Origin of the sequence: Streptomyces sp. NBC_01298 (assembly GCF_035978755.1) — a bacterium.
Lineage (GTDB): Bacteria > Actinomycetota > Actinomycetes > Streptomycetales > Streptomycetaceae > Streptomyces.
Genome location: NZ_CP108414.1, coordinates 204,192 through 220,945, shown reverse-complemented (window position 1 = coordinate 220,945; position 16,754 = coordinate 204,192). Strand labels below are relative to the sequence as shown.

Sequence of the window (16,754 nt, the reverse complement as noted above, 5' to 3'; positions counted from 1 at the left end):
TCGGGGCAGGAGGGGGCGAGAGGGCAGGAGGGGCGAGGGGGCGGGAGGAGGCGAGGGGGCGGGAGGAGGCGAGGGGGCGGGAGGGCCGGGTGCGGCCGGTCCCGCGGCCGGCGTCAGCCGGTCACGTTCGCCACGCCCTTCTTCGCCGTCTCCCACGCCTTGTCCGAGGAGACTCCCTTGCGCTCGACCTCGCTCAGCGCGTTCGTCAGCTGCTGCATCACGTTCTGGTCGTGCACGCCCAGGACCTGGACCGGGGACTCCTTGGCCGCGTCACCGAAGATCCGGCCGATCGGGGCGCCCGAGAAGTACGGGTCCACGGCGTCCGAGATCTTCGCGATCGCGCCCGTCGAGGAGGGGAAGTTGCCCTGCTTCTGGAAGACCTTCGCCTGCTGCTCGGGCGCGGTGAGCCACTCGATCAGTTTGTACGCCTCCTCCTTGTGCTTGGCCGCACGGGGGATGGCGAGGTACGAGCCGCCCCAGTTGCCCGCGCCGCCGGGGAGCTTGGCGACGTCCCACTTCCCCTGGCCCGAGGCGCCGGCCTGGCCCTTGACGTAGCAGAGCATCCAGGCCGGGCACGGGATGGTGGCGAACGAACCGGCGGCGAAGGCCTGGTTCCACTGCGGGGACCACTGGTCGAGCTTGGCGCTCAGGCCGGCCTCGGCCGCCTTCACGGAGGTGTCCCAGGCCGTCTTGACCGCCGGGTTCGTCTCGTAGATCATCTCGCCGGCGGCGTTGTAGTACCGCTCCTTCTCCTGGCCGATCATGACCCCGTAGAGGGAGCCGACGCTGTCCAGCCAGGCGCTCTGGGCGGGGGCCTTCTTCTTGTACTCCTTGCCCAGCTCCAGGTAGCCGTCCCAGGTGGACCACTTCTTCGCGAGCTCCTCGCGGTCGGTGGGGAGACCGGCCTGCTGGAAGAGGTCGGTGCGGAAGCACATGGCCTCGGGGCCCACGTCCGTGCCGAGGCCGAGGACCTTGCCGTCCTTCGTGGTCGCCGCCGACCACTTGGCCTCGGCGAACTGGCCCTTGAGCTTGTCGGCCCCGAACGCCTTCAGGTCCTGGAACTTGTCGGACTGCTGCTGGGTGACCGACGCGATCCGGCCCACCTCGACCCCCTGCACGTCCGCGAGCCCGCCGCCACCCGCGAGGCGGGTCTGGAGCGACTTCCAGTAGTCGGCCTCGTCCTGAGTGTCGCTCTGCTTGATCGTCACGCCGGGGTGGAGCTTCTGGTACTCCTCGTAGAGCCCCGCCTCCTTGAACCCGAAGGATCCGAAGAGGTCGACCGTGAGGGTGACCTCTTCGCCCGCGCCGTCGGAGGAGTCCGGCGAGGCGCCGGACCCGCAGGCGGCGAGGAGGGCTCCTGTGAGGACGACGGCGCCGAGGCGGGCCGTGGCTCTCTTGGCGGCTCGGGCGATGGGCATGGGAAGCCTCCCTTGACTTCAGGATGAACGGAACGCTGGAGAGCCGATTGAGAGCGCTCTCAGTTCTTGCGTCTGGAGCGTCTCCCGTCGACCCCTCCCCGTCAAGACTCGAACACATAACAGCTTGGCGTTGCGGCTAACTCCCCTTTATGCACGCTCTCTTGACACCCAGGTTTCAGGAGATTTACGTTCCATGGCACTTGAGAGCGCTCTCGAACGCGCTCTTCCCCCCACGTGATCGAGGTGCAGTTTCGTGCGAGCCTCCCTCTCCAGACCCGCAGTGGCGACGCTCCTGGCCTTCGGCCTGGCCGCCATCGGCCTGGGCCCCGCCGCTTCCCCCGCGGCCGCCGCCACCATCCCCGCGGGGTCCGGCAGTTACACCGATGCGCGACCTGCCGGAACGTCGGGACCCACGACGAACACCGGCGCCCCCGTCACCCCCAAACTCACCGCCGCCGCCCGGGACAAGCCGGTCCCGACCAACGACTGGTGGACCTCCCTCGCCTACCAGCGCTACGGCGACAACCCGTACTCCACCCCCATGTACGGTCACCCCCTCACCTACCAGGCCAAGGCCTCCGGCCTGGAGGTCGGCTACCCGACCACGCCCGCGATAGTCGGCGACGGCCGGCAGTACGAGTACGCCCACAAGGCCGACCTCACCGTCGGCCTCACCGGCCTGAACTCTCCCGACACCAAGGCCGACGCCTGGTCGGACTGGACGGTCACCCCGTACTGGGCCGACGGCTCGCGCACCTTCCGGGCCACCATCGGCCACGGCATGCCGTTCGTGTACGCCAAGGGCTCGGGCGGGGACGCCCGCGTCACGACCGCCTCCACGCCCACCGTCTTCGCCGACAACGGCAACGTCCTCGGCATCACGGTCGCCGGCCACCACTACGCCCTCTTCGCCCCGACCGGCGCCGACTGGACCGTGTCCGGTACCACGATCACCGCGGGACTCGCGGGCAAGGACTACTTCTCGCTCGCCGTCCTGCCCTCCATGGACGCGCTCGCGACCTACCGCAAGTACGCGTTCAGCTTCGTCACCGGCTCCCAGGTGGCCTGGCAGAACGCCGGCGGCGACGTCCGGGCGACCTACACCCTGACCACGGAGGCGAAGGAGGGCACCGAGCGCGGTACGCTCCAGGCCCTCTACCGCCACCAGTGGCTGCACACGACCGACGCGCTGACCCCGTACACGTACGTCTCGCCGCGCGGCACCATGAAGGTGCGCGAGTCCGCCTCCTTCACCACCAGCCAGAAGAACAACGGCGTGCTGCCCGCCCTGCCCGCCTCCAGCGGCGTCGACCGGGCCCGGCTGGCCGGCTACCTGGGCGAGGTGGCCAATGCCTCCGACCCGTTCTCCGGGGCCACCGACACCTACTGGACCGGCAAGGCGCTCGGCCGGCTCGCCCAACTGGTGCCCGTGGCCGACCAGATCGGCCAGACGGCGACCCGCGACAAACTCCTCGGCCTGATGAAGGGCCGGCTCCAGGAGTGGTTCACGGCGGGCGGGGCGAGCGAGTTCAGCTACGACAAGGACTGGAAGACCCTCACCGGCTACCCGGCCTCGTACGGCAGCGACACCGAGCTCAACGACCACCACTTCCACTACAGCTACTACGTCTACGCCGCCGCGATCATCGCCCAGTACGACCCGGCCTGGGCGGCGGACTCGGCCTGGGGCGCGATGACCAAGCACCTGATCCGCGACACCGCCAACCCGAGCCGCACGGACGCGGCGTACCCCTTCCTGCGCGGCTTCGACGTGTACGCGGGCCACAGCTGGGCCTCCGGCCACCAGGGCTTCGCGGCGGGCAACAACCAGGAGTCCTCGTCGGAGTCGATCAACCTCAGCGCCGGTCTGGTGCTCTGGGGCGCGGCGACCGGCGACACCTCGCTCCGTGACCTCGGCAGCTACCTGCTGACGACGGAGTCCGAGGCCATCACCCAGTACTGGTTCGACGCGAGCGAACAGGTCTTCCCCGCCTCCTACAAGTACGGCACGGTCGGCATGGTCTGGGGGAGCGGCGCCGCCTACTCCACCTGGTGGACCGCCAACCCGGAGGAGATCCATGGCATCAACGTCCTTCCGGTGACTGGAGGTTCACTGCACCTGGCCCGTGAGAAGGCCGCCATCACGCGGAACATCGCCGAGATGGAGCGCGAGAACGGCGGCCCGGCCCAGGAGTGGCGCGACCTGCTCTGGGAGTTCGAGGCGCTGACCGATCCGGCGTCGGCGAAGGCCAAGTGGGACGGCGTGAACGGGAATTACACCCCCGAGCAGGGTGAGTCCAAGGCGCACGCGTACCACTGGATCAACACCCTCAACACCCTCGGCGCACCGGACATGACGGTCAGCGGCGACCTGCCCACCTCAGCCGTCTTCACCAAGAACGGCACCCGCACCTACACCGCGCACAACCACGGCTCCACCACCCGAACGGTGACCTTCTCGGACGGCAAGACCCTTTCCGTACCGGCCCGTTCCACGGCCACGGGCACCGGCGCCGGAAACCCGGACCCGGACCCGGAGGAGCCGGGACCGTCCACCGGCAACACCTTCCGCCTCAAGACCGGCGGCGTCCTCACCACCGCCACCACCGACCCGGCCGGCGCGGACACCCTGGCCTCCGCCGACGGCGTGAACCGGGACGGCACCCCGTACCGGCCGACCGTCTACGAGGCGAAGCAGGTCACCGGCAAGGTCTCCGCCGGGGCCGCCACCGCCTTCCGCCTCCGGGTGGACGCCGGCGCCAAGGTCGGGCTCGCCCCGCAGGTCCGGGTCAGCTACGACCTGACCGGTGACGGCACCTTCGACCGCACCGAAACCTTCCGCTACTTCGCGACCGACCCGGTCGCGGGCTGGGAGGAGTACACGCAGGCGGTCGGCGCGCAGGCCGTCACCGGGAGCCTGGGCGAACTCAAGAACGGCACCGTCCGTCTGGAGATCTGGAACGCGCTGGGCAACGGCACGTCACAGGTGCAGACGGGCACGGACGCGGCGGTGCTGAGGATCCCGTACGCGTAGGACGGGCACGATCGCTGCGGCGGGTCTCCGGGTCTCCGGGTCTCCGGGTCTCCGGGTCTCCGGGTCTCCGGGTCTCCGGGTCTCCGGGTCTCCGGGTCTCCGGCTCCTCGGAGCGGGGACCCGCCGTACGCGGCGCACGGCGGGTTCAGGCGGAGGCCCGCCGGACCAGCATGGTCGGGGTGATCACCGAGTCCGGTCCCGTGCCGTTCCCCGTACGGTCGAGGCCGCGCAGCAGCAGCCGTGCCATCAGCCGCCCCTGGCCCTCGATGTCCTGCCGGACGGTGGTCAGCGGCGGGTCGGTCTCCTTGGCCACCGGATCCATGTCGTCGAACCCGACGACCGCCACCTGCCCGGGCACCGCGATCCCGCGATCCCGCAGGACCCGTAGCGCCCCCGACGCCATCAGGTCGTTCGCGACGAACACCGCGTCCAGGTCGGGCCGCCGGTCGAGCAGCTCCGCCATCGCCCGCGCCCCGCTCTCCACGGTGAAGGCGCCCTCGGCGATGAGCGTCGGATCCATGTCCAGCAGCACGTCCCGGTAGCCGTCGAGGCGGTCCGTCGCCGAGGTCTGGTCGGGCGGCCCGGCGATGTGTGCGATGCGCTCGCGCCCCAGGTCCCGCAGGTACTGCACGGCCACCCGGGCCCCACCCCGGTTGTCGGCGTCGACGTACGGAACGGTCCGTTCGCCGGGTCCGGCGGTCCAGCCGGGCCGGCCCCCGAACACGGTCGGGATCCCCGCTCGCCGGGTGATCGCGGGCAGCGGGTCGTCCGTGTGCAGCGAGAAGGCGAGCGCGCCGTCCACGTGCCCGCCGGACAGGTACCGGGTGATCCGGTCGAAGTCGCCCGGCCCCTCCACCAGCAGCAGCACGAGCTGGGTGTCGTGGGCGGTCAGCTCCTTGCTGATGCCCCGGATCTGCTGGGAGAAGAAGGGGTCCGAGAAGATCCGCACCTCCGGCTCCGCGATGACGACGGCCACCGCGCCCGTCCGCCGTGTCACCAGCGTCCGGGCCGCGTGGTTGGGGACGTAGCCGAGCTCGTCGACCGCTCGGAGCACCTTGTCGACCAGCGGTTTGCGGACCCCGTCGCCCCCGTTGACGACCCGCGAGGCGGTGGCCCGGGAGACGCCGGCACGCGCCGCGACGGCTTCCAGGGTGGGGCGGGACCCGGGGGACGGCTCGGGCAAGGCGGTCGCTCCTCGTGGACGGGGGCGGCGACGCGCAAGGTGGTGCGGACCTGCGCCGTCGCCGGATCGGCTACAGCCTAGCGCCGGGACGGGCGGAGGAATGAGAGCGCTTCCACAAGGATGTCGCCGGGTTCGCCGCGGGCCGCTCAGCCGGCGTAGGGCTGCCACATCTTGACGGTCGTCGCCGGGTTGCTCGCGGAATTGGACTTGTGCGTCACCAGGCACCGGTACTGCCTGCCGAAGTGAACGACGCGGTCGTTCTCCGCATACTGCCGGTTGACCTTCCACTCCGAGAATCCTGCCGCCATGGGGGTCACCTTTCATCGAGCCGGCTCGCTGCCGGCGTGCAAGAAGCATCGCACCCTCCTGAGCAGGGCAGACACCCGATGTCGTCCGCCTGCCCGATTCCGGATGCGGTAGACCCGTAGCGGATGTGCACAGGTCTGGACCAAGCTCGGGTCATGGATCTGGAGTTGAGGCATCTCAAGATCGTCAGAGCGGTCGCCGACGCCGGCAGCCTGACCCGCGCGGCCACCGTGCTGGGGCTCACCCAGCCCGCGCTGAGCACCCAGCTCAAGCGGATCGAGCGGGCGCTGGACGGGCCGCTCTTCCTCCGGGGGCGGGAGGGCGTACGGGCCACCGCGCTCGGGGAGCTGGTGCTGGAACGGGCCCGCGTGGTGCTGCCGGCCGTGTGCGAGCTCCAGGAGGAGGCGGTGCGGTTCGCCCGGCAGGGCACGGTCGGCTACCGGCTCGGGGGGACGCACGGGCCGCTCCTGGGCGGGCTCGTCGACCGGATCGTCCGGCAGGAACCCGGAGTGCCGGTGACCACCTCCACCTCGTGGTCGGAACGGGAGGTGGCCGGGGGCGTGGCCGCCGGCAGGCTGGACTTCGCCCTGGTCGGGGTGTGCGGGGAGAGCTCCCCGCCGGGGCCGGGACGGCTCGCGTGGCGGGAGGTCGCACGGGACCCGGTGCACGTGATGCTGGCCGAGGACCACCCGCTGGCACAGCGGCCGTGGATCGAGCTGGCGGAACTGGCCGCCGAGGCATGGACCGACGTACCGGGCGACGGGTGCTTCGGGGACTGCTTCGCGGCGGCGTGCGTGCGCGCCGGGTTCACCCCGGCGTGCGTGTACGAGACGGACACGGCTTCGTGCGTGCACCTCGTCCAGGTCGGGCGGGCCGTGGGGCTGTGCCGGGCGACCTTCCCCGTGACCCCCGGGGTGGTGGCCCGGCCGCTCGCCGGGAGCCCGCTGGTGTGGAGGCACCTGCTCGGCTGGCATCCGGCCGCGCGGGCCGCCGCCCGCGCGGCGGCGGTGCTGGAGCACGCGCGGGACGCGCACACGGAGGCGCTGGCCCGGTCGTCCGCCGCCGCGGTCGCCACGACCCTGGCGGAACGGGCGTAGGCCGGACGGGGCGGGGCGCGTCGCGCGGCCATAACACCGGGGGAGGGGCCGACCGGCAGCTCCCGCGGGAGCGTGCGGATTCCTACGGTGGCGCTGACCCCCACCGAACCGAGGAGATCCCCCATGCTCAAGCGACACGCCCGCGCGGCGTGTACCGCCCTGGCCGCCGCCGGGCTGCTGCTCGCCGCCACCGGCGCCGTTGCCACCGCCGCCCCCGCGGACTCCGCCGACACCGCGCGCCCGCAGAAGTCCGCCTCCGCCACGCTGCGCACCGCCGACGCTCCTCCCGAGCTGCTCGTCGCCATGCGGCGCGACCTCGGCCTGACCCCCACACAGGCCGAGGCCCGCCTGGCCCACGAGGCCGAGGCCGGGGCCACCGCCGCCCGGCTGCAGGCCCGGCTCGGTGCGACCTTCGCCGGAGCCTGGCTCGACGGGGGCGACGCGGGGACCCTGACCGTGGCCACCACCCGCGCCGCCGACACCGCCCCGATACGGGCCACCGGGGCCCGGGCGAAGCTGGTCGGCCGCTCCCTGGCCGACCTGGACACCGCGAAGGCCGCGCTGGACCGGGCCGCCACCGCCGGGACCCCGGTCCGCTACGTCGACCCGCGCGGCAACACCCTGGTCGTGGAGGAGACCCGGCCCGGGGCGGCGGCCGCGCTGCTGGCGGCCACCGGGACCGACGCGGCACTGGTCACGGTGGTCCGCACCGCCGAGGCCCCGCGCCCGCTGTACGACCTGCGCGGCGGGGACGCGTACTACATGAACGGCAGCGGCCGCTGCTCGGTGGGCTTCCCGATCACCAAGGGAACGGTGAACGGCTTCGCCACCGCCGGGCACTGCGGGCGGGCCGGCACCGCCACCAGCGGGTTCAACCAGGTCGCCCAGGGCTCCTTCCAGGCGTCCGTCTTCCCCGGGAACGACATGGCCTGGGTGGCGGCGAACGCCAACTGGACCTCCACCCCGTACGTCAAGGGCAGCGGCGGGGCGAACGCGCAGGTCACCGGCTCGGTGCTGCAACCCGTCGGGGCCTCGGTGTGCCGCTCCGGCTCCACCACGGGCTGGCACTGCGGGACCATCCAGCAGCACAACACCAGCGTCACCTACCCCGAGGGCACCATCTCCGGCGTCACCCGCACGACCGTCTGCGCCGAGCCCGGTGACTCCGGCGGCTCCTACATCTCCGGCAGCCAGGCCCAGGGCGTGACCTCGGGCGGCTCCGGCAACTGCTCCAGCGGCGGGACCACCTTCTTCCAGCCGCTGAACCCGATCCTGTCCGCCTACGGCCTGACCCTCAAGGTCACCGGAAACGACCCGGGCCCCGGCCCCGGCCCCGGTGACCCCGAGCCCGGCGGCACCTGGAAGGCCGGATCCGTCTACGCCGCCGGCGCCACCGTCACGTACGGCGGCGCGAGCTACCGCTGCATCCAGGGGCACCAGGCCCAGACGGGCTGGGAGCCGCCGGTGGTCCCGGCGCTCTGGCAGCGCCTGTAGGGCACGCGGTACGACAGCGGGCGCCGTGGCTGCCGAGGGGGGAGCCACGGCGCCACCCGGCGGCGCGGTCCGGTCCGGTACGGATCAAGGGGCAGCGGGGCCGCTCCGCACGGTGGTCCAGCTCCCGCCCTTCACCGCGTACACCGTCAGCTGACGGTTGACCGTGTCGCCGTACGCGTCGAAGGCCACGCGCCCGGTGACGCCGTCGAAGGCCAGCCCCGACACGGCCTGCGGCATCTTCGCCCGGGCGTCCGCGGGGAGGGCTCCGCCATTGGCCTCCACCACGGCCTTCACGGCCTCGATGACGGCCCAGGTCGCGTCGTACGCGTAGGGGCCGTAGGAACCGGCCGCCTCCGGGTAGCCCGCCTCCCGGTACCGCGTGAGGAAGTCCGGTCCGTTCTTCAGGTCCTCGGCCGGGACGCCGATGCCCGTGGCGAGGTCACCCTCGGCCTTCGTGTTCGTCGTCAGGAACTGCTGGTCGAAGATGCCGTCGCCGCCCATCAGGGGGATGGTCACGCCCGCCTCCTTGAGCTGCTGGGAGAGCGGCCCGGCGGCGTCGTAGTAGCCGCCGAAGTACACGGCGTCGGCGCCGGAGGACCGGATCTGGGCGGCCAGGTAGGAGAAGTCGCCTTGCGCGGGATCGATCTGGTCCGTACCCACGACGGTCCCGCCGAGCTTCGCGAACGCGGCCCCGACTCCGGAAGCGAGGCCGGTTCCGTAGGCGCTGCCGTCGCCGATGACGTAGAGCTTCCTCTTCCCGGCCTCGCCGTGGAGGTACCGGGCGGCGAACGGCCCCTGGTCGACGTCCGTGGCGACGGTTCGGAAGTAGGTGTCGTACGGGCGGGACTTGGAGCCCTTGGCCCAGTCGGGGCCCAGCGTCAGCACGGGGTCGGTGTTGGCCGGTGACACGTTGACGAGGTTCGCCCGTCCGAGCGGCTCCGCCATGGTCTTGGCGACCGACGAGGTGAGCGGCCCCACCACACCGAGCACCTTCGCGTCGTCGACGAACCGAGCGGCGTTGGGCCCGCCCTTTGCGGGGGCGGCCTCGTCGTCCAGCGCTTTGATCTCGAAGGTCACACCGGGTACGTGCCCGGTGCGGTTCGAGGTCGTGGCCGCCAGGTCGGCGGAGTTCTTCATGCCGACGCCCATGGCCGACAGCCCGCCGCTGAGCGGAGCGTCCAGCCCGATGACCACGGTGACGGTCGAGGACGTGGAGCCGCCGCCGGTACCCCCGCCGCCGCCGTGCGAGGTGTCACGGGTCAACTTCCAGGTCAGGACGGAGCCGGCCGCGAGCGTGACCATGGCCACCCCCAGCACGGCCGCGCGCCGTGTCAGGACGCGCCGACGGGCGGAAGCCCCCTCCTCCCGCCCCCGCTGGTCGCTCCAGCCGAGCGAGATCACGTCCTCGGCCGGAGGGACGGCGACGGGCGGGGTGGTCGGCCGCTCCGGCACGGGCTGAGGAAGGGGGCCGGGCGTGTGCGCCGGTTCCTCGGCCGTGGGCGTCGGCAGCGGTGAAGCCGGTTCCGATCCCGGCTCGGTCGGCGTCGGGGTCGGCGTCGGGGTCGGCGTCGGCGTCGGGGCGTGCTCGGTCACCGCCTCCGAGACGGGCGCCGTGTCCGGGACGGGCGCCGCCTCCGGCTCGCGCGGGGCGGCCTCCGAGACCGTGTCCGCCCGGGACCGGTCTGACCGCAGCGCCGACGCCAGCAGCTCGGCCGCCTCGGCCGCGCCGACGCGTCGCGCCGGGTCCTTCGTGAGGAGCGCGTCCAGTACGGGCCCCAGCGGGCCGGCGTGGGCCGGCGGCCGGTGGGGACGGGTGAAGACGGCTACGGCAAGGGCGTGGAGCCCGTCGGCCTCGAACGGCGGGCGTCCCTCGATGGCGTGGTAGAGGGTGGCGCCGAGGGCCCACAAGTCGTTCGCGGGGGTCGGGTGCTTGCCCTCCAGCTGCTCCGGGGGCATGTAGTGCGGGGTGCCGATGACGGTTCCGCTCCGGCTGAGCTTGGTCGTGGCGTCCGCGAGGTGGGCGATGCCGAAGTCGGTGAGGACGACGCGGTCCTTGGTCAGGAGCACGTTGTCCGGCTTGATGTCACGGTGGATGATCCGTGCGGCGTGCGCTTCGGTGAGCGCGCCGAGCAGAGCGGCTCCTATCTCCGCCACGCGCCGCACGGGCAGCCGGCCCTGCCGGCGGATGGCCGCGGCGAGGGACTCCCCCCGGATGAACTCCATGACGATGACGGGGGAGCCGTTGTGCTCGACCACGTCGTGGATGGTGATGATCCCGGGATGGCTGAGAGTGACCGCCGCGCGGGCCTCGCCGGTGAAACGCCTGAGCAGCGTCGCACGGTCGCCGTCGTCCATCCCCGCCGGGAAGAGGATCTCCTTGACGGCGACCTCGCGTCCGAAGAGCTGCTGGTCGAGGCCTCGCCAGACCCGGCCCATGCCCCCCTGGCCGATGGGTTCGACCAGTTGGTACCGGCCGGCGATGAGTTCGGGTTTCTGCTCGGTCACGCGCACACTCTAGGACCTGTTGGACCGGTCGGGTGACGGAACCATGGCTTGATCCAGCGCCCCGGCCGCCCCGCCCCGGCAGGGTGGCCTCCCGACCCGGGATCAGACGGTGCGCCACCGGGCTTGTCGCCGCCCGGCCCCGCCGCCCCGCGAGGCGGTACGGGCTCCCAGACACGCGGCGCCGGCGAGCCCGCGCGCCGCCCGGATTCCCGTCCCGCTCAGATCTCGCCGCGCCAGGCACCCGTCGCGACCCCACGCGATTCGATGAAGAGCTTGAACCGTTTCAGATCACCCGCCACCTGACGCTTGACGAAGCCGAGCTTGTCGGCGGCCGTCTCGGCCAGGCCGTCCGGTACCCAGTTCATGTGCAGGACGACCTTCGTGGTGGTCGCGTCGATCGGCTGGAAGGTGACGAGCCCGGCCTGGCGGGCCTCACCGTCGACCGTCATCCACGCGACACGCCGGTCCGGGAGCTGTTCGGTGATCTGAGCGTCGAACTCGCGCTGCACGCCGTTCACGTTCGTCACCCAGTGGGTGAGCGTGTCCGTGCGCTGGACGATCCGTTCGACCCCCTCCATGAAGGCGGGGAAGTCCTCGAACTGCGTCCACTGGTTGTAGGCCGTGCGTACGGGGACGTTGACCTCGACGTACTCCTCGACGTGCGACATGCGCATCCTTCCGTTCCGTGTCGTCAGCAGCCCGCACCCGCAGGTGCGGGGCGTCCGTCAGGACGTCTGGAGGCGCGACTACCCGAGCTCGACGGGCCCATGCGCCTCCTCCGATGAGGGTTCGCGCCACATGGGCCAGAGGGCGGGTCCGCCCTGCGGGAGGCGGAGTTCGGAGGTGACGCGGAAGCCGAGCCGTTCGTAGAAGGGAACGTTGGCGGCCTTGCTCGACTCCAGGTAGGCGGGTAGCCCGAGCCTGTCGCAGTCGGTCAACTGCTGGCGCAGCAGCGCCGATCCGACCCCCGCCCCTTGGAGCCCCGGGTCCGTTCCCACGGACGGCAGGTACCAGTGGGGGGCGTCCGGATGGGCGCCGTGCATGAGGTTCTGGACCTCACCGGCTCGCGACATCCCACGGAGACCGAAGACGCGTACGTACCGGGGGAGTGCCGCCAGCTCTCCCGGCGCGGAGGTCTTCCAGCGCCCGGGCCCCGACCACAACGCGGCCGCCAGCAACCGCCCGTCGCCGGTCGCGGCGACCCGTACCCCGCCCGCTCGGGGTCGTACCTGGCGCTGGGCGAGCTCGAAGTAGCGGGCGATCCGGCGTTCCCGGTCGGCCGGGACGCGGATCATCCATGCCATGACCGGGTCGTCGGAGAAGGCGCGGGCCAGCAGGGCGGCGACCGCCCCGGACTCGGAGGACCGGGCGAACCGGATGCCGTACCCGGCGATGGGCAGTGTCGTACGGGTGCTCATGGGGCCACGCTAGGCAGCCGTCCGGGGCTTCCCCGGTCGCGCACGACGGACACGCCGTACGGACCACCCGGCTCCCCGGAACCCGACTCCTGCGTGCCGCGGCCTGGGCTGCGTGAACGACAGCCTTCACCGGCCTGCGACCTTCGATCCGGGGGCCGAAAAGCGCCCTCGCCTTCCGCCGAGAGGGGTGCGAGCGGGCACGGAGGGTGAGATCCGGGCCTCGTGGCGGTGACCCGCCCCACAGGACCTAGGTCACATACGAGGCGGGATAGTAGTCCTTGAACGTCCCTTAACCACCCCCGCGGACGGGCCCTCACCAGCGGTGATACCCGCCCGCCCTTTGGGGGGTCGTTGCGCCCCGGCTGCGAGGGCCACTAGTAAGAGGGGGCGTTGCCAGGCGGGGTCTACCCCCGTAGAACTGGATGAGTCGCAGGGCGGACGGAGATCCCCTGGATCCCCGCTCCCGCCGACGATCCCCTCTCCTTCACGTGAGTGGCTCACGCATGCTCCGGCATGTCCGCTGCGGCAGTCCTTGTCCCCGTCGAAAGGTCCGTCCGTGTCCAACGTCGTCATCCGCCGCATCGCCGCTTCGAAGAAGACCCTCGCGGGTACCGTCCTCGCCCTGGGTGTCGCCGGTTCCATGCTGGCCGCGGTTCCCGCGCAGGCCGCCCCGATGAGTGCCAAGGCGATCGCCCAGCAGATGATCAAGGACCCGGCTCAGTTCGCGGCGTTCAACAACATCGTTTCCCGTGAGAGCGGCTGGGACCACACCGCCACGAACTCCTCCTCGGGCGCCTACGGCCTGGTCCAGGCCCTGCCGGCCTCGAAGATGGCCTCGGCGGGCTCGGACTGGAAGACCAACCCGGCCACCCAGATCAAGTGGGGCCTGGACTACATGAACTCCCGCTACGGCAGCCCCGCCGGCGCCTGGACCTTCTGGCAGAACCACCACTGGTACTAAACCACCAGCGGAACGCGGGGACACGAAACGCTCGGCCGGACACCCCGGCCGAGCGTTTTCGCGTGCGTGCTCCGCCCCGCTGGACGCGCTGCCCGGACGGTCAGTGCGCCGCGGGGTCGATGTTGCAGCTGGCGCGGCGGCGCCCGATGGTGAGCAGAGCATGGTGGAGAGCGTCGAGATCGGCACGGCGGACCTCGTGGATGGCGCCTTGGACCGGCTCGAGTCCCGGGCTGATCGCCTCGGCCGCCTCGTGCGGGTCGCGGCGCAGGATGATCCCCGTGGGAGGGTCGAAGGACCGAAGGGCGCGAACGAGGGTCCGGCGGTCGCGTTCTCCCTGGGCGTCCGGACGGTGGAGGGTGACCACGGCGATGTCCGGAAGGAGCACGCGGGCTTGCGCCAGTGCGACGTCGGCCTCGTGTGTGTGGGCGACGATGCGGAAGTGCGGCCCCGTGTGAATGCACGTACGGAGGGCTTCCAGCTCGGCGCCGTCCGTCACGCCCGTCACCAGCACGGTCATCATTTACCCATTCTTCATGAATTCACCAATTTTGGTAGAGGTGGTGAGGTGGGTGGCCGAGTGCGGCGCGGTAGGTACGGGGCCGCGAGGCTAACGTCACTGTCATGACATCTGACTCCCTGCGCTCCGTCACCGTCGAGCGGACCGGTCCGGGCATGTTCACCGCGACCAACTCCCGCGGTGAAACGATCACCTTCGGCACCGGATCGGGCGGGGGCTTCACCCCCGTCGAACTCTTCCTCGCCGCGATCGGTGGCTGCTCCGCGGCCGACGTGGACGTCGCCACCAGCCGGCACGCCGAACCCGCCGAGTTCTCGGTTGCCGTCCACGGGCACAAGAGCGAAGACGCGGACGGCAACCGCCTGACGGACCTGGAAGCGGCCTTCACGGTCCGCTTCCCGGCGGGCGAGACCGGCGACCGGGCCCGTGCGATCCTGCCCCGCGCGGTGAAGACCTCCCACGACAAGCTCTGCACGGTCAGCCGCACCGTGGAGGCCGGAACCCCGGTCGCCGTAAAGGTCGTGGACACGGACTGACCAGCCGAAACGGGCGGCAGGGAGCCGAGCCGCCAGGCCGTCTCGGCCCGCTGGTGGTCGGCCGTGCCGTGTCCTGCGACCGTCAAGCCGGCCACCCCTCTCCCCGAACGACAATCCCCTCCCGATGACCACCGTCCGCCTCACCACCGCCGTGGCCGACGCCTTCCCCGACACCCGCCGCCGGCACCTGGGCCCCCGCCGACGAGACGGACCCGCGCATCGAGGCCTGGCACACCGCCTACCGCTCCTTCGGCACGAACCCCCGCCGCATCCGCCGGCGGCGAGACCCGCGGATCACCGTCTGAATCCAGGCCGGCGCCGGAGGCTCTTGCCGATCAAGCCCTGCCGCATCATGGCGAAGATCGCAGCGAGTGTGGCGGGTCGGAGGGGGAGGCGGTGGGTGGCGCGAAAAGTGACTGGACGGTCTCGGTGGCCAGCTCGCGCAGCCAGGTGTGGGCGCGGTCGTCGTCGTAGCGCTGGTGCCACAGCAGGTACAGGGGGACGTCGGGCAGCGGGAGCGGCGGCACCAGGGTGGCCAGGCCGAGTCGCTCCCGGGCCGTACGGGTGACCGCGTCGGGGAGGGTGACGACCAGGTCGGTGTCGAGGACCAGTCGCAGGGCGAAGGCGGCGGTGGGCCCAGCGGCGACGACGCGACGTTCGAGGCCGCGTGCGGTCAGGGCGTCGTCGATCGGGTCGCGGAGGCTTCCGCGTCGCGAAACGGTGAGGTGTTCGGCGGCGGCGTAGCGCTCGAGGCTCAGCGGGCCCGTGGTGAGCGGGTGGCCCGGCCGGACGGCGACGACGAGCCGGTCCGTGCCGACGAGGCGGTGACGGATGTCGGGGAGAGCCGGAGGGCTGGAGCTCGATTCGAGGTCGACCTCACCCCGGCGCAGCTCGGCGTCGTCCGTCCCGGGTTCCGCGGACATGCGCAGCCGCACGCCGGGCGCCTGGCGGTGGACGGCGGTGATCAGGGCGGTGCCGGACGCCGCGGTCAAGGCATCGTGCCAGCGCACGGTGAACACCCTTTCCAGGGCCGCCAGATCGAGTTCCTGCTGCGCGGAGAGAAGTCGGTGGGCCTGCTGTACGAGGGCGTGGACCTCGGCGTGCATGGCCAGCGCGCGGGTGGTGGGGACCATGCTGCGGCCGGTGCGGACCAGGATCTGGTCCCCGGTGGCCTTGCGGATGCGGCCCAGGGAACGGCTCATCGCCGGTGAGGTGACGTGGAGGCGTGCTGCCGCGCCGGCGACGCTGCCTTCTTCCAGCAGGGCGTCCAAGGCGGTGAGCAGGTTCAAATCCAGTTGCATGACAGTAACTCTACAAGTGATAAGCATGCACTTGTTGTTAATGATCGCGCGGCCTACCTTCGAAGTGCGGGGCGAGACAACCGCCCCGCTTCTACAGACATCTACAGACATCTACAGATCTCCGTAGATCTCTACCGATCCCCAGGGAGTCCGCCATGAGCACAGCCATGCCTTTCGCCGCCGGTACGACGCTGCTGTCCGACGTGACCGCCGCGGTGAAGACGGCCGGCGTCACGCTGCGCGACCGCTACACCACCCATGCCCGCGGCGTGAGCCTCGACGAGGTGGTGGGCGAGATCCACGCCAACGACGACGCGGTGCTGGACGTGCTGCGGGAACCGCTGCTGCGGGCCCGCCCGGGGTCCCGGTGGGCCGAGGACGAGCTGGCCGGCGGCGCGCTCCCGACCGGCGAGTGGTGGGTGGTCGACCCCGCCGAGGGCAACATCAACCACGTCCACGGGATGGACGACTGGGCCGTCACCGCCACCCTGGTCAGCGACAACCGGCCCGTACTCACCGTCGTCCACCTGCCGCTGACCGGTGACACCTACACCGCGGTCGCCGGGGGCGGTGCCCATCTGGGCGACCGGCCCCTGAAGGTGTCGGCCAAGACCGACCTGGGCGCCGCACTCATCGGCACCGGCCAGGCCAAGCCCGGCGAGGACGAGCGCACCTTCCGGCGGATCGGTGACTCCGTGACCGCCATGCTCATCAACGGCCTGGTCGTACGCGTGTCCGTTCCCGCCACGATGCAGCTCATCCACGTCGCCGCCGGACGCATGGACGCGTTCTGGCAGTTCTCCGACGTCCGCTCCGGCCTGGTCGCCGGCGCCCTGCTCGTCTCCGAGGCCGGGGGCACCGTCACCGACCTGGCGGGCGAACCCTGGACCACGGCCAGCGGCGACTTCCTGGCGTCCGCGCCCGGCATCCACGCCGCCGCCGCGAAGGTCCTCTCGCCGATCGTCTGACCTGCGGCATCCGCGG

Annotated in this window: 14 protein-coding genes; 6 read left to right on the top strand and 8 right to left on the bottom strand. The window is 71.9% G+C overall.

Annotated elements, in window-relative coordinates; genetic code table 11:
• Positions 1-113 precede the first annotated feature (113 nt).
• Positions 114-1,418, bottom strand: coding sequence for an ABC transporter substrate-binding protein (locus tag OG730_RS01050; protein WP_327302293.1), 1,305 nt, complete (start codon positions 1,416-1,418; stop codon positions 114-116).
• 253 nt (positions 1,419-1,671) lie between these two features.
• Between OG730_RS01050 and OG730_RS01045 the strand changes: the two genes are divergently transcribed.
• Positions 1,672-4,452 (top strand): glycosyl hydrolase, encoded by a 2,781-nt coding sequence (locus tag OG730_RS01045; protein WP_327302292.1) that lies wholly within the window; start codon positions 1,672-1,674, stop codon positions 4,450-4,452.
• A 145-nt stretch (positions 4,453-4,597) separates the two neighbouring features.
• Here the strand turns inward: OG730_RS01045 and OG730_RS01040 are convergent, their stop codons facing one another.
• Both OG730_RS01040 and OG730_RS01035 read right to left on the bottom strand, forming a co-directional pair.
• Positions 4,598-5,635: a LacI family DNA-binding transcriptional regulator gene (locus OG730_RS01040; RefSeq protein ID WP_327302291.1), complete on the bottom strand. Its 1,038-nt coding sequence runs from the start codon at positions 5,633-5,635 to the stop codon at positions 4,598-4,600.
• Between the two features lie 146 nt (positions 5,636-5,781).
• Positions 5,782-5,943: a carbohydrate-binding protein gene (locus OG730_RS01035; protein ID WP_243337014.1), complete on the bottom strand. Its 162-nt coding sequence runs from the start codon at positions 5,941-5,943 to the stop codon at positions 5,782-5,784.
• Positions 5,944-6,096: 153 nt separating this feature from the next.
• Between OG730_RS01035 and OG730_RS01030 the strand changes: the two genes are divergently transcribed.
• Positions 6,097-7,038, top strand: coding sequence for a LysR family transcriptional regulator (locus OG730_RS01030; RefSeq protein ID WP_327302290.1), 942 nt, complete (start codon positions 6,097-6,099; stop codon positions 7,036-7,038).
• 123 nt (positions 7,039-7,161) lie between these two features.
• Positions 7,162-8,532, top strand: a complete 1,371-nt coding sequence (locus OG730_RS01025; RefSeq protein WP_327302289.1) for a carbohydrate-binding protein — start codon at positions 7,162-7,164, stop codon at positions 8,530-8,532.
• 84 nt (positions 8,533-8,616) lie between these two features.
• Here the strand turns inward: OG730_RS01025 and OG730_RS01020 are convergent, their stop codons facing one another.
• The 3 genes from OG730_RS01020 to OG730_RS01010 all read right to left on the bottom strand — a co-directional run bounded on the left by OG730_RS01020 (position 8,617) and on the right by OG730_RS01010 (position 12,455).
• The gene (locus tag OG730_RS01020; protein ID WP_327302288.1) at positions 8,617-11,037 is read right to left on the bottom strand and encodes a bifunctional serine/threonine-protein kinase/ABC transporter substrate-binding protein; all 2,421 of its coding nucleotides are present in this window, start codon (positions 11,035-11,037) and stop codon (positions 8,617-8,619) included.
• A 218-nt stretch (positions 11,038-11,255) separates the two neighbouring features.
• On the bottom strand, positions 11,256-11,705 hold the full coding sequence (locus OG730_RS01015) for an SRPBCC family protein (RefSeq protein ID WP_327302287.1): 450 nt from the start codon (positions 11,703-11,705) through the stop codon (positions 11,256-11,258).
• Positions 11,706-11,783: 78 nt separating this feature from the next.
• Positions 11,784-12,455, bottom strand: a complete 672-nt coding sequence (locus tag OG730_RS01010; protein ID WP_327302286.1) for a GNAT family N-acetyltransferase — start codon at positions 12,453-12,455, stop codon at positions 11,784-11,786.
• Between the two features lie 556 nt (positions 12,456-13,011).
• On the opposite strand from OG730_RS01010, the gene OG730_RS01005 reads away from it, so the two are divergent.
• On the top strand, positions 13,012-13,416 hold the full coding sequence (locus tag OG730_RS01005; RefSeq protein WP_327302285.1) for an aggregation-promoting factor C-terminal-like domain-containing protein: 405 nt from the start codon (positions 13,012-13,014) through the stop codon (positions 13,414-13,416).
• A 100-nt stretch (positions 13,417-13,516) separates the two neighbouring features.
• Here OG730_RS01005 and OG730_RS01000 read toward each other — a convergent pair whose 3' ends face one another.
• Complete coding sequence (locus tag OG730_RS01000) at positions 13,517-13,936, bottom strand: response regulator (RefSeq protein WP_327302284.1); 420 nt, start codon at positions 13,934-13,936, stop codon at positions 13,517-13,519.
• A gap of 101 nt (positions 13,937-14,037) precedes the next feature.
• Between OG730_RS01000 and OG730_RS00995 the strand changes: the two genes are divergently transcribed.
• On the top strand, positions 14,038-14,469 hold the full coding sequence (locus tag OG730_RS00995) for an OsmC family protein (RefSeq protein ID WP_327302283.1): 432 nt from the start codon (positions 14,038-14,040) through the stop codon (positions 14,467-14,469).
• A 350-nt stretch (positions 14,470-14,819) separates the two neighbouring features.
• Here OG730_RS00995 and OG730_RS00990 read toward each other — a convergent pair whose 3' ends face one another.
• Positions 14,820-15,770 carry a LysR family transcriptional regulator gene (locus OG730_RS00990; RefSeq protein WP_327302282.1) on the bottom strand — a complete coding sequence of 317 codons (951 nt, stop codon included), beginning with the start codon at positions 15,768-15,770 and terminating at the stop codon, positions 14,820-14,822.
• 155 nt (positions 15,771-15,925) lie between these two features.
• On the opposite strand from OG730_RS00990, the gene OG730_RS00985 reads away from it, so the two are divergent.
• The gene (locus tag OG730_RS00985; protein ID WP_327302281.1) at positions 15,926-16,738 is read left to right on the top strand and encodes an inositol monophosphatase family protein; all 813 of its coding nucleotides are present in this window, start codon (positions 15,926-15,928) and stop codon (positions 16,736-16,738) included.
• Positions 16,739-16,754 lie beyond the last annotated feature (16 nt).

What these genes read in the sequence shown, in the direction of transcription:
- OG730_RS00990 (WP_327302282.1), bottom strand. Translation starts at nt 15,770, where the DNA reads ATGCAACTGGATTTGAACCTGCTCACCGCCTTGGACGCCCTGCTGGAA.
- OG730_RS01010 (WP_327302286.1), bottom strand. Translation starts at nt 12,455, where the DNA reads ATGAGCACCCGTACGACACTGCCCATCGCCGGGTACGGCATCCGGTTC.
- OG730_RS01050 (WP_327302293.1), bottom strand. Translation starts at nt 1,418, where the DNA reads ATGCCCATCGCCCGAGCCGCCAAGAGAGCCACGGCCCGCCTCGGCGCC.
- OG730_RS00985 (WP_327302281.1), top strand. Translation starts at nt 15,926, where the DNA reads ATGAGCACAGCCATGCCTTTCGCCGCCGGTACGACGCTGCTGTCCGAC.
- OG730_RS01000 (WP_327302284.1), bottom strand. Translation starts at nt 13,936, where the DNA reads ATGATGACCGTGCTGGTGACGGGCGTGACGGACGGCGCCGAGCTGGAA.
- OG730_RS00995 (WP_327302283.1), top strand. Translation starts at nt 14,038, where the DNA reads ATGACATCTGACTCCCTGCGCTCCGTCACCGTCGAGCGGACCGGTCCG.
- OG730_RS01030 (WP_327302290.1), top strand. Translation starts at nt 6,097, where the DNA reads ATGGATCTGGAGTTGAGGCATCTCAAGATCGTCAGAGCGGTCGCCGAC.
- OG730_RS01025 (WP_327302289.1), top strand. Translation starts at nt 7,162, where the DNA reads ATGCTCAAGCGACACGCCCGCGCGGCGTGTACCGCCCTGGCCGCCGCC.
- OG730_RS01015 (WP_327302287.1), bottom strand. Translation starts at nt 11,705, where the DNA reads ATGTCGCACGTCGAGGAGTACGTCGAGGTCAACGTCCCCGTACGCACG.
- OG730_RS01035 (WP_243337014.1), bottom strand. Translation starts at nt 5,943, where the DNA reads ATGGCGGCAGGATTCTCGGAGTGGAAGGTCAACCGGCAGTATGCGGAG.